The sequence below is a fragment of the Bernardetia aquimarina genome (assembly GCF_042180575.1).
Lineage (GTDB): Bacteria > Bacteroidota > Bacteroidia > Cytophagales > Bernardetiaceae > Bernardetia.
Map to the genome: position 1 here is coordinate 896,185 of NZ_CP170094.1, position 14,915 is coordinate 911,099.

General features: G+C 30.7%; 16 protein-coding genes. 7 read left to right on the forward strand and 9 right to left on the reverse strand.

Going from position 1 to position 14,915, the window contains the following annotated elements:
* Nucleotides 1–79 precede the first annotated feature (79 nt).
* From ACE193_RS03705 to ACE193_RS03715, 3 genes are all read left to right on the forward strand, one after another.
* A complete protein-coding gene (locus ACE193_RS03705) occupies nt 80–496 on the forward strand; it encodes a hypothetical protein (RefSeq protein WP_375561666.1) in 417 nt (138 codons plus the stop codon).
* Between the two features lie 18 nt (nt 497–514).
* On the forward strand, nt 515–934 hold the full coding sequence (locus ACE193_RS03710) for a hypothetical protein (RefSeq protein WP_375561667.1): 420 nt from the start codon (nt 515–517) through the stop codon (nt 932–934).
* A 142-nt stretch (nt 935–1,076) separates the two neighbouring features.
* Nucleotides 1,077–1,424, forward strand: a complete 348-nt coding sequence (locus tag ACE193_RS03715) for an ArsR/SmtB family transcription factor (protein ID WP_375561668.1) — start codon at nt 1,077–1,079, stop codon at nt 1,422–1,424.
* Nucleotides 1,425–1,444: 20 nt separating this feature from the next.
* On the opposite strand, the gene ACE193_RS03720 is transcribed toward ACE193_RS03715, so the two are convergent.
* The 3 genes from ACE193_RS03720 to ACE193_RS03730 form a co-directional block, all read right to left on the reverse strand.
* The gene (locus ACE193_RS03720; RefSeq protein WP_375561669.1) at nt 1,445–2,557 is read right to left on the reverse strand and encodes a leucine-rich repeat domain-containing protein; all 1,113 of its coding nucleotides are present in this window, start codon (nt 2,555–2,557) and stop codon (nt 1,445–1,447) included.
* Nucleotides 2,558–2,626: 69 nt separating this feature from the next.
* Nucleotides 2,627–4,555, reverse strand: a complete 1,929-nt coding sequence (locus ACE193_RS03725; RefSeq protein ID WP_375561670.1) for a M1 family metallopeptidase — start codon at nt 4,553–4,555, stop codon at nt 2,627–2,629.
* 190 nt (nt 4,556–4,745) lie between these two features.
* Nucleotides 4,746–5,066 carry a YtxH domain-containing protein gene (locus tag ACE193_RS03730; protein WP_375561671.1) on the reverse strand — a complete coding sequence of 107 codons (321 nt, stop codon included), beginning with the start codon at nt 5,064–5,066 and terminating at the stop codon, nt 4,746–4,748.
* Nucleotides 5,067–5,412: 346 nt separating this feature from the next.
* Between ACE193_RS03730 and ACE193_RS03735 the strand changes: the two genes are divergently transcribed.
* Together ACE193_RS03735 and ACE193_RS03740 are read left to right on the forward strand one after the other, a co-directional pair.
* A complete protein-coding gene (locus ACE193_RS03735; RefSeq protein ID WP_375561672.1) occupies nt 5,413–5,676 on the forward strand; it encodes a VF530 family DNA-binding protein in 264 nt (87 codons plus the stop codon).
* Nucleotides 5,677–5,739: 63 nt separating this feature from the next.
* Nucleotides 5,740–6,345, forward strand: a complete 606-nt coding sequence (locus tag ACE193_RS03740; protein ID WP_375561673.1) for a Uma2 family endonuclease — start codon at nt 5,740–5,742, stop codon at nt 6,343–6,345.
* 558 nt (nt 6,346–6,903) lie between these two features.
* Here the strand turns inward: ACE193_RS03740 and ACE193_RS03745 are convergent.
* The 4 genes from ACE193_RS03745 to ACE193_RS03760 form a co-directional block, all read right to left on the reverse strand.
* Nucleotides 6,904–7,185 carry a hypothetical protein gene (locus tag ACE193_RS03745; protein WP_375561674.1) on the reverse strand — a complete coding sequence of 94 codons (282 nt, stop codon included), beginning with the start codon at nt 7,183–7,185 and terminating at the stop codon, nt 6,904–6,906.
* A 13-nt stretch (nt 7,186–7,198) separates the two neighbouring features.
* Nucleotides 7,199–8,353: a tyrosine-type recombinase/integrase gene (locus tag ACE193_RS03750; protein ID WP_375561675.1), complete on the reverse strand. Its 1,155-nt coding sequence runs from the start codon at nt 8,351–8,353 to the stop codon at nt 7,199–7,201.
* 97 nt (nt 8,354–8,450) lie between these two features.
* Nucleotides 8,451–9,521: a hypothetical protein gene (locus tag ACE193_RS03755; protein ID WP_375561676.1), complete on the reverse strand. Its 1,071-nt coding sequence runs from the start codon at nt 9,519–9,521 to the stop codon at nt 8,451–8,453.
* Nucleotides 9,522–9,894: 373 nt separating this feature from the next.
* Complete coding sequence (locus ACE193_RS03760) at nt 9,895–10,893, reverse strand: phosphoribosylaminoimidazolesuccinocarboxamide synthase (protein WP_375561677.1); 999 nt, start codon at nt 10,891–10,893, stop codon at nt 9,895–9,897.
* A 415-nt stretch (nt 10,894–11,308) separates the two neighbouring features.
* Here ACE193_RS03760 and ACE193_RS03765 point away from each other — a divergent pair, with 415 nt between their 5' ends.
* Both ACE193_RS03765 and ACE193_RS03770 read left to right on the forward strand, forming a co-directional pair.
* Nucleotides 11,309–11,920, forward strand: a complete 612-nt coding sequence (locus ACE193_RS03765) for a bifunctional nuclease family protein (protein ID WP_375561678.1) — start codon at nt 11,309–11,311, stop codon at nt 11,918–11,920.
* A 109-nt stretch (nt 11,921–12,029) separates the two neighbouring features.
* On the forward strand, nt 12,030–12,803 hold the full coding sequence (locus ACE193_RS03770; RefSeq protein WP_375561679.1) for a hypothetical protein: 774 nt from the start codon (nt 12,030–12,032) through the stop codon (nt 12,801–12,803).
* A 3-nt stretch (nt 12,804–12,806) separates the two neighbouring features.
* Here the strand turns inward: ACE193_RS03770 and ACE193_RS03775 are convergent, their stop codons facing one another.
* On the reverse strand, nt 12,807–14,048 hold the full coding sequence (locus tag ACE193_RS03775) for a hypothetical protein (RefSeq protein ID WP_375561680.1): 1,242 nt from the start codon (nt 14,046–14,048) through the stop codon (nt 12,807–12,809).
* Between the two features lie 191 nt (nt 14,049–14,239).
* Nucleotides 14,240–14,875 carry a hypothetical protein gene (locus ACE193_RS03780; protein WP_375561681.1) on the reverse strand — a complete coding sequence of 212 codons (636 nt, stop codon included), beginning with the start codon at nt 14,873–14,875 and terminating at the stop codon, nt 14,240–14,242.
* Nucleotides 14,876–14,915 lie beyond the last annotated feature (40 nt).

Below are 14,915 nucleotides of genomic sequence, written 5' to 3' on the forward strand. Positions count from 1 at the left end.
AATTACTTATTCACAACAACTTTCAATTAAAATTATACGTTTTGAAAGTAAATGCACTTATACTTACAAAACAACTATTATGTTTTCGTCCAAACCAAATAAAAAATCTTTTCTCTCCTTTGATTTTTATGCACAAGCTTTTTTTTCAGGAGTAGCCGTTGTGCTTGCTATTTTATCTATTTTTGATGGGCTTTTTGCTGCGATTGGTTTGTGGCTGATTGTTCCTGTTGCTCTTTATAATTCTGCTGGTCTTATCTATCATATTTTTATGGGAAGTTATTCTAAAAGTGTAGTTATTTTTAGGATAATTCATGCTGTGTTAGGATTTATGTCGATTGCTGGAATATTATTTTATCTCAAAGATAATTTGATAGATGAAGGACTTGTTTTTTATGTTATCTCGGCTATTCCTCTTATTTTTTTAGTCGCTTATTTTATAATTACTTGGCAAGATTGGAAAGCAATGAAAGAAACACAAAATCACTCAAAGCTTTAATTTTACTTCTAGTAAATTATGAAAAATACAACTCTCAATCCCAACAAACAACCCTTTTTAACCATTGATTTTTATATTCAATGTTTTTTCTTTGGATTACTTCTTATTTTTGGAGTTTTATCTTTTACAAGTGGTTATTTTATGATTTTGGGGCTTTTTAGTTTGCTTCCTATTGCGCTTTATAATTCTATTGGAATGACATATCATATTTTTCAAGGAAGTTATTCGAAAGAAGTGGAAACATATCGAAAAATACATGCCATAAGTGCCATCATTTATTTGATAGTTTTTATAGTTGTATTTTTTGTTTTGGATAATCCTGCTAATGAAAATGAACTGACTTTTATTATTTTTTGGGGTATTCCTCCTTTATTTTTGGTTGCTTATTTTTTTATTACTTGGAAAGATTGGAAAGTGATGAAGAATTTGAAAAACTAATTTGCAATTCTAGTATGAGAATAACTAAAAAGGCTATTTTTCCGTTACCTAACTTATATGAACATATAAACAAGTGTTGATTTATAGGTTCTTAAAATTAAAAAGGGGAAAAGTAATTACTTGGTAAAACTGAAAATCAATTATGGAATCTAATTTAAAAAATAATACAGAATCAAATCTTGAAGAAAAAACATTACAAATTGATGTAGAAACACTAGAACGAACAGCTTTTATCTTGAAAACGGTTGCTCATCCTGTTCGTTTAGGTATTTTGAAATTGTTAGAAAAAACAGAACGCCTATCAGTCAATCAAATTTGTGAAGGCTTAGAAGTAGAACAATCGCTTACTTCTCATCATCTTTCGAATATGAAACTAAAAGGAATTTTATCTTCAAAAAGAGAAGGAAAAAATGTTTATTATTCGCTTAGAGAACGAAATATCTTGAATCTTTTTAAGTGTTTGGAAGGATGTGATTGTGTTATGTTTTAAGTAGGATTACTCTTCAATCATTATTCATTGAGTTCTTTTATTTCTTTTCTATTTTCAATAAGTTCTTTATCTGCCTCAAAAAGATACAGTTTTGGAAGACTGTTTATACTTTTGGGCAAATGAGTAATTTTATTATCAGAAAGATATAGCGTTTTGAGTTTTTTTAGATTTCCAATTTCTATTGGAACAGTTGGTATTTTATTGCTCTGTAAATAAAGAACTTGCATATTTTTTAAGGATAATATCTCTTTAGGAAATTCTTTTAATTTATTTCCACTCAAATCAATGTACATCAATTCTTTCAACTCTTGTATTTCAATCGGTATATTCTCTATCTTATTAATTCCTAAATCTAATATCTCTAATTTTTTAAGATTGCTAATTTCTTTTGGAAGACTTTTGATTTTATTTAAACGTAGATTTAATGACCTAAGACTATCTAACTCAAAGATTACAGAAGGAATTTTTCCATTTAATCCACTTATACTCAAATAAAGATTATTTTCTCTTAATTCTGAAAATTCAGAAGGAAGGTCTTCAAAGTTTTTCAACGAGATATCTAGATATTTTAAATTCTTGAGTTTTATAATTCCTTTTGGAAATCCTTCTAAACTACCTAAATACAAAGTTTCCAAACTTTCACATTTCCCAATTTCATTCGGTAAATTATTTATAGGATTTTTACTTAAATAAAGAACCTTTAACTTCTTTAGACTTCCAATTTCAATAGGAACTTGTTCTATCTTATTTGCTGACAAGCGAAGGTCTTTAAGGTTTTTTAGTTCTCCAATCGTATTTGGAATTGATACTATTGAATTGGTATGAAGTGAAATAGATTCTAAATCGGTCAGATGTTGAATAGAAGATGGAATTTTTCCATCTACATTATTTTGCTCCAAATAAATAGATTTTACGTGATGATTTTCTATATACACTCCCAACCAGTCATTACTTACTGTATTTTTATTTGGATCTTGATTAATATCCCAACCCGTATTTCTGTGCCAATTATCTCCATCAGTAGCTTTATAAAAATCTACTAAAGCCTTATACTCTTCAGCAGAAACCCCACTTTGTGAAAAATCACAAGAAGTAAGTAAAAAAATGAAAATCAGACATGAAAAATAACGCATAAATTTTAGGAGTTAAAAATTAAAAAGCCTCTAAGGTTTTTACAATTCTTAGAGGCTAAAAAAATGATTTTACTTCCCTGCCAACATCTTTTCAATGCTAGAAGAAGAAACAAAATGATAATTTGGTTTTGCTTCCTCAAAAATATCTTTTGCTAACGGAAGTGTTTTTGCATTTGCGATAAGTTCTGAATAAATAGGACTTAAAAATTTACGTCTTCCTACATTAACCAAGAATTTACGCAGTTGTGGATATGATTTTTCGTACTCATTATGAGCTACTTTTACAAGCCATTCTCCCAGAACTTCATTATTTCCTGTATCAGAGAACTTAAATTGTTTGTCTAGTTCGTCCATTTGTTGTGAACTAAGCTCATTCGGTAAAGCACGAAGGAAAAACAACCATTGTTGATACGACCAATCTTTTGTATCTAACTGTGCTGCTGGCGTTCCATCTTTCCAAGATTGTGCTGCTGCGATGGCTTTGTCGTAACGCTCTGATTCAATTTTTGGAATGCTAGAAGGAATTCCTGTTTCATAAATCCATTCTTTTGGATTAATTGTCTCCATAGAACCTTCTACCTGCGAAAGAAGATTTTTATCTAAATAAGTTAGAAAATCTTCTGTATTTGTTGTTTTGAAAGCGTATTCTGTAAAATATTGATTCAAGAAAACATCAAATTTTTCTCTTCCAACTGTATTTTCAATCAATTTTAAAAGATAGAATCCTTTGTCATAAGCGATTGAAGTAACTCCGTCATCAGGATTACGCCCTGTAAGGTCAAGTTTGAGTTTGGTGTCTTCTGCATTTCCTGCTTTTGTCATTGCATCTACTTCGTCTTTCAAATCTTGATAAGAAATCAAAGCCAACATTTCAGCATAATCTTTTCCATAAACTTCTTCCATTATTCTGTTCTCAAAATAAACAGTAAAACCTTCATTTAGCCAAAAGTCATTCCATGTCGCATTCGTAACTAAGTTTCCAGACCACGAGTGAGCTAACTCATGAGCCACCAAAGAAGTAAGCGAACGGTCGCCAGCCAAAATAGTAGGTGTTGCAAAAGTAAGACGAGGATTTTCCATTCCACCAAAAGGAAAACTAGGAGGCAAAACAATTAAATCATAACGTCCCCACGCATATTTTCCATAGAGTTTTTCAGCAGCTTCTAGCATTTTGTCCATTTCTTCAAACTCATAAGCAGCTTTAGAAATCATAGAAGGCTCTGCATAAACGCCTGTGCGCTCTCCAATCGGCTGAAAACGTAAATCTCCAACTGCCAAAGCTAAAAGATAAGCAGGAATTGGTTGTTCCATTTTGAAGTTATAAACACCAGAATCATTTTTTTGCTGAGGATTTTCTGCACTCATCACTGCCATAAGCTCCTTAGGAACAGTTACTTCGGCTGTATAAGTAAAACGAATCCCTGGGCTATCTTGTGTCGGTACCCAAGTACGAGCCAAAATAGCTTGTGATTGAGTAAACAAAAATGGGCTTTTCTTTCCTGCCGTTTGTGAAGGAGCAAGCCATTGCAAAGCCTCTGCATCTGATGAGGTTTTGTAAGTAATAGTTACTTTTTGAGATTGAGGAGTAACTGGAATAGTTAGTTTTTGTCCTAAATTTTCGTCTTCAGTTGCAAGCTCAAAATTTGCTTTTTGTCCATCTACTTCTACATTTTCGATGGTCAGACTACGAGTGTCTAAGTAAATTTTGTACATATTATTCTGAACTTCTATATCATAAGTAGCAATCCCTGAAAGCATTTTGTTTTCAAAATCTACATTTAATTTTAAGTCTAAATGAGTAATTTTTGCATCTTCTGGAAGAGCATACGTATGAATATCAGTAGGCGTGGAAGTATTCATTTGAGCAGTAGAATCGGTTTCTGTAATAGAATCTGTGTTCGTTTCTGTCGTTTTTTTCTCTGGATTACAGGCTGTAAAGAGAGAAAGTAAGACCAAACTAGAAAATATAGTTCGTAGTTGTAATGAGAAATGTTGCATAGAATAGCTTTTTAGTGATAAGTTATAAGTGGTAAATGGTAAGTGATAAAATACTATTTGTCTTTATCTGATAAAACCAAATGAAACCACAATAAAAAACGAAAATACAAAAAAAAGAATCTTAATCTAATAATAAGGTAGATTAAGATTCTTTAAAAAGTGATTTTACTTTTAATAATACGATTAGAAACTATGCTTCTTCGCCATCTGTTGCTGGCGTACTTCCAGTTTGATTTTTTGCTTTTGCTGCAAGTTCATTTGCTTTTGATTTTGCTTCGGCTGCAAGTGTATTTGCACGTTCTTTCATAGATTCGTTAAATTGATTTACTTTATGCTTTGTAATTTCTACTTGTCCTTCCAAATCTTCTAAAAGGTCATTTGATTTGCGTGCAATACGACCACGAGTTTTGTCGCCTGCTTCTGGTGCCATCAAAACACCTACTAATGCGCCTACTGCTAGTCCTGCTATGAATGTTACTACACCTAAACCACCGTTATCTGAATTTGCCATAAAAATAATATAGATTAAAAATGATGAATAATATAAAAATTGTCTTGATTGAATGAACTGAAATAACAATAAGCTAATTTAACAAAATTCCAGCTTCTACAAAATAATTATCTAATATAATAGAAAAAACCTCTTTAATTCTTTAAGAAAAAATTGTTTCTCTCTTTTATCAGATTTTGCTTTCTTGATTGTTTTCTAAAATCATTCTTTTAACGGACTACAAAAAAAAAGGTTCGTTAAAATATATATTTTATCAGCCTCTTTCCTAAAAATTATCACAATTATTTTTCTATTTTTGGATAAAATAAAAATACAATTATAAAATCTCATCAAAATAATTTAAAAAATGGACGAAAAATCAACTTCTCAAAATGAGCAACCTAACAATCATTCTAATCATAAATCTAATGACCCTTTACACGGAGTAAAATTAGCTGATATTTTAGAAATCTTAGTAGAAAAACAAGGCTGGGAAAAAATGGCAAAACAAGTAAATATAAATTGTTTTAAAAATAATCCTTCTATAAAATCTAGTCTGACATTTTTACGTAAAACGCCTTGGGCAAGAGAACAAGTAGAGAAATTTTATTTGAATGTGATTAAAAAGTAGCTTTGAAGATTAGAAAGTTATTTTTTGTATCTTTAGTAAACGATGAACATAAATAATAAAAAAATGGGAATTACACAGAATAAAGCAAGTCTAGAAGAGTATTTTAGGATGGAAGAGGTCACAGGCGAAAAATTGGAATACATAAATGGCACGATTCGTTCGATGGCAGGAACGACGATTGAACATAACATGATTAGTAATATGTTAGTAGAACTTTTGAATAAATGTTTGAGAGAAAAAGGATGTTCATTAATTACTGGAGATGTAAAATTATTTACTCAAGCATGTGCAAAAGCATTTTTGTATCCCGACCTTCATATTTATTGTGGGGAACTAAAAAAAGAAAAAATGAAACGAGGAGCGTATGCTCTCAAAGAACCTACTGTAATTATAGAAATACTTTCGGCTTCTACAACGGCTTATGATAAAGACGAAAAATTTGAATGTTATAGGAAAATGAAATCACTCAAACAGTATATTATGATAGAAAGTGATTTGACAGAAGAAGATGAAAATGGAAAACCAAAAACTAAAAAAGAACCAAAAGTATATACTCGTCAGCTAGAAAATGAAAATAAATTTGTAGAAGAAGTTTTAGGATTAGAAGGTGTTTTAGAGGTTTTAGGCTGTAAAGTAAATGTGAAGGATATTTATGAATTTGTGATTTAGATGTAATCAAGAAATAATGAAAACAAGCATTATTACCTTTGGGGTATAGCATTTTTTTAACTTTGACAGTCCTTTCAAAAGGCTGTCAATAGTTTAAAAAATAAGCACTTCTCAATTAAACTATTATCAGAGTTATTTTGGATTACCAAAAAACTACTGACAAAGTGTTTATGAACATGCCCTAAATATTTGTGTCAATTACATCCTTCATAGATTATCTCTTTATCATAACTAAAAGTTCTTCTGTCATTTCATTTTCTTCCCAACAGCCTACTATTTCATTTTTATTTTGATGTTCTTGTTTGTGTCTTATACAAGATATAAAAAAAATAGTTTTGAGTTGGAAGAGTTAAGAACGAAGGAAAAAGATATTATTATAGTGCAAGATTCTATCTTGCACTGTTTTTTTCGTCAGCATATGCTGACAAAATTATAGACACAAGGCAGAACCTTGCGCCAGATGGGGGGGGGTACAATTTCTTTAATTTCTTCATTCATAGATATGTAATTTAGATTTTCACCCTGCTAAGTTGTAGAGTCTTTGTAGATAGCAATAAATTAATCTATAATTTTCACAAGTTCTATACGGTATTTTTCAGCATCTAACAATTTATCACATATTTTAGTCCTTGTTTCTAATGCTGTCAAACCTTTGCTTGATAGAGAAGAAGACATGCGAAAACTACTAATTATAACTTGTTGGATTTCATTCTCATCTTTCAATACTTTCCAAGTTGTTTTCTTACCTGAAGATACCTGCCCAGTTAATTTACCAACAAAAACTGTCAAGCCATCACTAAGATAAAATATATTTTCAACTGTCATTTGAACTGCTTCCATATTTTTGTAACTTTCAAAACTCATAATTCAAAAACTCTCTATCTTCTTGTTTTGCTGTGTAGGTGCTAGTCATAGATTCAGATTTGTGTCGTAGAAAACGTTGAACCATTGGTTTTGGAATGCCTTTATCAAGCATAAGCTGTGCAACAGTATGGCGCAAACTGTGTGCAGAAACATTTTCACGTTTTAGTCCTGCTTCTTTTAGCCATTTATTGGTGATTTTTCTGATGCTACTCGTTTCTTTAAAATCAAACATACTTCCCTCTGCACGAGTGATAGACATCTGGTAATCAATCAAAATCTTATATGTTTCTGGTAAGAGTGGAATGAGTTCTTTTTCTTCTCGCCCTTTTCCCCAAACAGCTAAATAATTTTTTCCTTCTTGTACTTTTATATCTTTCCACGACAAACGAACTACCTCAACCGTTCGTAAGCCTTGATAAGCCATAAGTCCGATAATCGCTTTGTCTTTTGAGTTGGTAATTGAGTTTAATAAATGAGTACGTTCTTGTTCTGTGAGCGAATCCTTAGCGTATTTTTTGGTTGTTCCTCCTGTTTTCAACACTTTTACATAGGCTACATCACGCATTTGCTCTACTAATTTTTCTTCTATTTTCAAATCATCTCGTTTCAACACACAAAACTGTACAAACTGCTTTATGGCTGATAAATAGGTATTCGTAGTATGTGGACTCAGTCCATTATTTTTGCATTGCTGCACAAAAGCCAAAACAGTTGTACGATTAGGAGGGAGAGATTTTGTATCCATAAAAGAATAGAATTCTTGCAATGCTCTAGAATATGTTTCTTTGCTATTTTCACTTAATTGTGCATTGGCAAGGAAAGCCAAAACATATTTATTTCCTTTATAATTTGGGGTAGTGTCATCATAAACTCTATGAATATCATTTTTTTGAGCAAATTTTAAGAATTTTCTACACGCAGTTTTATAAACGGCTGCTTTCTTTTCAACAAACATTTCTATGCTCATTTTGTCGATAGCAAAATTAAATTCCATCGTAAAAACTAAATACTGTTTTGCTATTCGGACGTAATTATGAGGTTTTTCAAGCGACTGTTCAAAATACTTTATGGTTTGATTAATACCAAAATTATTTTCTGAAACCGTTCGTAAAGACTGACTTGTGTTTGAGTGCGATTTTTCCACGTATTTTTTGCTGTATAATGAACTGAAAGAAGTTTATACAAAAATACATTTTTGGGAAATGTTATACAAGTCTTTTTTTGAGAAAAACACGTTGTTTTTACTCAATATTTGTAGGCTCATCATAAATTATATTACTTTCATTTGGATTGATTTCAGTAGGTGTTGTAGGGCTACCATTTCTATTTTTTCTGACGATATAATTTTCTTGTAAAAGGAATGTAGAATCTTTTCCATTTGGAAGTTGTATTTTCACTTCTGCTGTCCACGTTTTGAAAGCCAATCCACGCTCGTCGTAATTATCTGCTTGTGCTACAAACGAAAGATTTACCATTCCATTTTTTTCTTGGGTTTTGAGGTCTTGATAGACTTCTTTATTTTCTAATTCTAATTGAGGCTTGCTGAACGATGAAACCCCCACTATCTTCATTTTGGCTTGATACATATCTCCTTCTGAAAGAATAATTTCATTAGGAGTAACTATACTTACAAAATTATTTATTTCAAAAATAGGGTAATCTATTTTCTGACTAATATAATAGATAGCTTCTGCTTCTCGGTTGGCAATCGCAGCATCCATTGAAGTAAGTGCATACAAACGAACAGCAACAGGAAGATTATCAAAATAGCTTACAAAATCTTCTACATCAAAATCATTTTGTTGTTTGTCTTGTGATGTGTTTTCTGTTTTGCTATCTGAATTTGAAATATTATTTGTTTTTGTAGGGTCAATAAAAAGAGGATTTAGAATTTCAGAATTAGACAAAGAAATTTCTGTAAAACTCCTTAGCTTAGAAATATATTCTTGCTGGGCAGTTCCAAAAGCAAACAGTAAATCAGTTGGTTTTTCATCAGGATTTTGAAGCCATTGCGCTCTAATTTCATTACTTTGTTGCAACAAATCAGAAGAAAGTGTTTGTACTTGTTTGATTCGTTGCAATGTATTTACACCAATACTTGCTTTTCCATTTTCATCTAAATAGCTTCTAAATCTTTCTATAAAAGCATTATTTTTCACTCGCTTTTCTGCCACAAGTTGCACAGCTATTCGGTCAGCATCATGAATGACTTTCAAATCTTTATCTGAAAAATCATAAACTTCAGTTCGCATATACGCATACACAAGCAAACTAATCAATAAAGCTAAAAGAGGAAATAGTATTTTTTTCAAAACAAATAATTTAATTACAAAATAAATCTTTAGTGATGCTATACTCATCCGTAATTAGATTTCGAATTTTCTTCTATCGATACCTTCAAAGTATCAGATAGTTCGTTCTATGTAACTGTACTAACACTTATGAACGGCTTTAGCCCTCAATGAAGTTAAAGTGTCTGACAGGTTTATTTTTTCGAAAACCAAAAGCGTATGAGTATAATTAGAGATTATAGGGTACATCTCAAAATGTCGTTTTTGCGAAATGATGTTATTGGTGTTGCTACATTAAAAAATGCTTGCAATAAATAAAAAACGACAAAATGAGATATACCCAAATTACAGACCAACAAAATAGTAAATATAATCAAGTTAATAAAAAATAAAATTAACTGACAACAGATTTCTGATAATTTATAACTGACTCTTCGATGCTTTTTTCATTCATTACATCTGGATTTTTATTTAATTCTTTTCCTGTCAATAAAAAATACAGATGGCAATAACGTTGCGAAATTCTGTCAATTACTTCTTCGGTCATTTTAGGAATTTTTTGTCCTTCTTTTCCTTGAAAACCATTTTCCATGAGCCACTCTCTTACAAATTCTTTTGAAAGCTGGTTTTGACGTTCGCCTTTTTCTTGTTTTTCATGGTATTCTTTAGCATAAAAATAACGAGAAGAATCTGGCGTATGAATTTCGTCTATCAAAATAACATCTTCTTCTCCTTCTTCATTCTGATACACACCAAATTCATATTTTGTATCTACCAAAATAAGCCCACGTTCGGCAGCAAGTGCAGTTCCTCTTCTAAAAAGTGCCTGCGTATATTCTAGCATTTTTTGCCATTGAGCTGCTGTAACTAAGCCTTGTTTCAAAATTTCTTCTTCCGAAATATCTTCATCATGCGCTCCATTTTCGGCTTTTGTAGATGGTGTTATGATAGGAGATGAAAATTTATCATTTTCTTTCATTCCTTCTGGCAATTCTACACCACACAAAATTCGTTTACCTTCTTGGTAAGTTCTCCAAGCATGTCCAGCCAAATAACCACGAATAACCATTTCCACAGGCAATGTTTTGGCTTTTTTACCAATACTAACTTGTGGATGTGGACTTGTTTCGAACCAATTAGGAACAATATCTTTTGCATTTTGAAGAAAATAAGCTGCCAGTTGATTCAAAACTTGTCCTTTATACGGAATTGGTTTTGGCAAAACCACATCAAAAGCAGAAATACGGTCAGAGGCAACCATAGCTACAACGTTGGGAAAAGAATATACATCTCTTACTTTTCCTTGATAAAAATCAGTTTGGTTTTTAAATTTCATTGTAGAATCTACTTTAGAATTTGATACAGAGTCTTTTAACGAAGATTTAGAAGTCATATAGGTATCTTAAAATTTTTATTTAATTTACTCAAAATAATCAGAGAAATAATTAAAGAATCTATATCATTTCTATAATTTAATAAATTAGGTAATTATAGATGTTTGATAAACCTAGTCTTATATTTTACTCTGTTTTTACAAAAATACATCAAACTTTATAAAGACTTTGAAGTTTGTAAGAAATATATTAAATTTTGGATGACAATGTTATACTTTAGTAATGGATTATAAAATTTAATAACCAATAGTTTTAAGAATCGTTTTAGGCTTTCAAAACATTTTTTTGTAGTTTTGTACGTGATTTTTTAGGACATAATTAGACATAACCTAGCTGTATTTTTAGATACAATTAAAGATAAATAAACAGTATTTTTAAAGATAATTTTTTATATCACTTCTATACCTCGAACTTGTGAACAAAATTCGCTTACAAATATTAGGACTTTCCTCTAGCCAATCTCAATCTGATTCTTTTGCCTTAATTTTGGAGGAAGAAGAAGGTAATCGTCGTTTGCCTATCATCATAGGTAGATTTGAAGCACAGGCAATCGCTATTGAAATAGAAAAAGTTACTTCTACTCGTCCTATGACGCATGATTTATTCAAATCTTTGGCTACACAGTTTCAATTCAAACTCAACGAAATTATAATTTCTGACCTTCGTGAAGGCATTTTTTATGCAGAAATGATTTATATAGATGAACGTGAAGGCAAAAAAATAATCGTAGATGCACGTCCTTCTGATGCTATTGCTATTGGTTTGCGTTTTGATGCACCTATTTTCACGACAGAAAATATTATGAGTGAAGCAGGAATAACAACAACAAATACTTCTGAAGAAGGAGAAGCACTAGAACAAGAAGAAAGTGCAAAAGAGCCTAAGAAAAAGAAAACAAAGAAAAAAGCCGTTTCTTTAGAAGCGATGTCAGTAACAGAATTAGAAGCTGAAATGGAAAAAGCTGTTACAAATGAGGATTATGAACGAGCTGCCAAAATTAGAGATGAAATGAATAGAAGAAATTAATTTTTTGATACACTAAGAAAATACATTTAAAAATCTATCAAATTATAATTTTTTGATAGATTTTTTTGTTGGATAAAATCTGAATATAAATCAAATAACACTTAAGTAAATGAACTCTGAACTTAAAACAACTATAAAAAGAGCCTATGAAATTTTTGGTAATTATACAATTTCTAAGCCTATAGATGCTTGTAGAATTTGTTGTGTTACAGAGGAAGAAGAGAATTATTTGATAGAAACTCCTTTAAAAAAAATTAGTAGAGATGCTTTAGCACACTACCAAGACTCTGCACAGCCAAAAAATCTCAATTTAGAAGAAACTAAGTATTTTTTACCTCGTTTCTTAGAATTAGTAGCTGAGTTTGATTATCCTTCTCACTCAGCAGAACTTTCACTTACTCGTGTTGGACATTTTGCTAAGAAAAATTGGACAGAAGAAGAATGGAGATTATTGAATGAATTTATGATAACATTTTTTAGTCATTATTTAGAAATATACCCTCCTGTTGGTAGTGAACATATAGATTCTATTCTAATAATGTTTGACAAAACAAAACTAGACTTATCTGTTTTATTCAAATACTGGCAAGACTCTATTTCTATAAAAAACACTTATCACTTCATTGAATTAATTGAATCAGAAATACCTAAAAAAGATTATCATACATTTTTTACTTATTTTATGGAGAAAGAGATTTCAGATAAAATTGTAAACTGGATAAATTCAAAACATATCCTTCAACTTTTTTCTGACTCTATTGAAAATATGATTATGAATCCAGATAACGAGTTAAAGAAAATTATTAAGGAGCATCCAGACTATAATATGAGTAGATTAAGTTGGAATTATGAAGCCATACAGAATAAATTAAAATCTTACTAAAACTTACTCCTCTTCTTTTCTAGCATTAGTTAAAGGTTTTCTAAGAAACTTCATAAGCATAAGTTTATTACCTATAATTCCAAATTTATAAACTGTATTTTTGACTGTGTTTTGTGTGAAATTACTATACTGATAATTGAGTGAGTCGCCTGTAATCGTTTCTCCTGTTTCCCAGCCATAAAAGGCATGATATTCTACCGAAGTAGCGTGTTCATTGTATTCAAATTGATGATGTGTTTCGGTTGTATCTCCGTTTTCTATCAAATAAGCTGTTGCACGAAGACAAACATTTCCATCATGGATAAAAACTCTATCTACTGTATAAGAATCATCACTATTGGTAAGCTGCAAAACCCAACCTAACTTACCCTCACTATTGTATTTTGCTAAAAAAATATCGTCTTCTTTTCCACTACGGATTTCTATATTATCAAAAACAGGAGCATATTTGAATGTTCCACCTAAAAAAATATTTCCATCATTATCGATTGCCATATCAGACGTTTTGACTTCTCCACGTCCATTTTTATTCATTTTATTAATAATCGTAAACCATTCTAATTTGTCATTATTATCATATTTGGATAGATAGCTATTGTAATAACGAGTAGGATTATTAATTATATTTGTATCTATTTTTACTTTATCTTTATAGGCTTCTGCTAGATAAAGATTAAGCTGACGATCGGTTTGAGGTAAAGAATAGGCTGTTTTATTTTCTGTTTTGACCCAAAGAACTGTTCCATTTTTATCATAATTAGCAACATATCCTCCTTCTTTTATATCTGCTTTTATTCTATCAAAGACAGTAGAATCTTCAAAGTGTCCAGACAAAATCACACCTCCTTCTTTTGCAATTCGTAGCGAACCGACATAATCATCTTTTATTCCTCCAGCTTGTTTTTTCCATAGAAGTTTTCCGTTTGTATCAAATTTTAATAAAAAAGCATCTGTTCCACCTTTACTTTTGAGGCTAGTTTGTGCATTTATTTTGAGTTCTTCCGAAAAAGTCCCTGCTAAATATACATTTTCTACTGAATCAATTAATATAAGTGGTGCTGTACGCTGATTTTCGAAAAACTCCCCTATAATGTCAATATTCCATTTTTTGTCATAAGGAGGCTCTTTTTCTGTTTCTTCGGTATCTTCTTCATTTCCACTAGCTTCATTGGTTTGAGCCAATAAAGTAAAAGGAAGGAATACAATAGTAAGAAATGATATATATATTAGAATACTCTTTTTCATAATTTTAATTTTGCTTGATTTATTTCAGCATCAAAGGGGAATGGTACAATAAGCCATTTTTCTATAAATAAACACATTTTAAGAGAAATAGCTATACCAAAGATAAAAAAATGATTGGCTAAATGAAAAGCATAAAAAAACCTACAAGTAAATTTGTAGGTTTTTTTGGGGAAATGGAATATCTCTCATGCTTAATCTGTATTTATTTTAAATTCAATTGTTGCTGTTGAATCAGAGCATTCCATATCTGTTTCCATCATTTCCTCCTCTGGAACTTCAAGGTTAGCATGACAAGTTTCAATGAATTTATCAATTTGAACTTTCTGTTCTGTAACAGATACAATAGAATACGTTATTTGTGAATCCCCTGCATCTCCCCAAATCTCAGCAATTTTATCACTATTCTGAATTTTGTTTTTATCTGAATCATAAGTTAAACCGTAGTAAATAGGTCCATAATCATCTTGTTGAACTATGACCAAAAAATAGTGATTATTATTTATTTTAATTTTACCAACTGGTTTTGCGCCTGTCGATTCTGATTGTGTTTGTGGAATCTTATTATCAAGTAGAGGAAGAAATTTCAACGGAAGGCAGTCTTTAGGTAAAAATCTTTGTGTTTCGATATAGGCTTCAACCTCTATTTTTATACTATCAGTTTGAAAATCTGTAAAGTAGGTAATAATATCAGTTGAAATATCTTCTGCTTTTTTAGTTTTTATTGTATCAGCATTTAATTCATTTTTTGTGTTAATGTCAGAAGTATTTTTCTCTTGTCCACATGAAGTCAAGATTATTAGCATCAACATGGTTATTATTCTATTCATCTTTTTTGATTTAAGCAACTTGTTCATAAACAAAACAAAC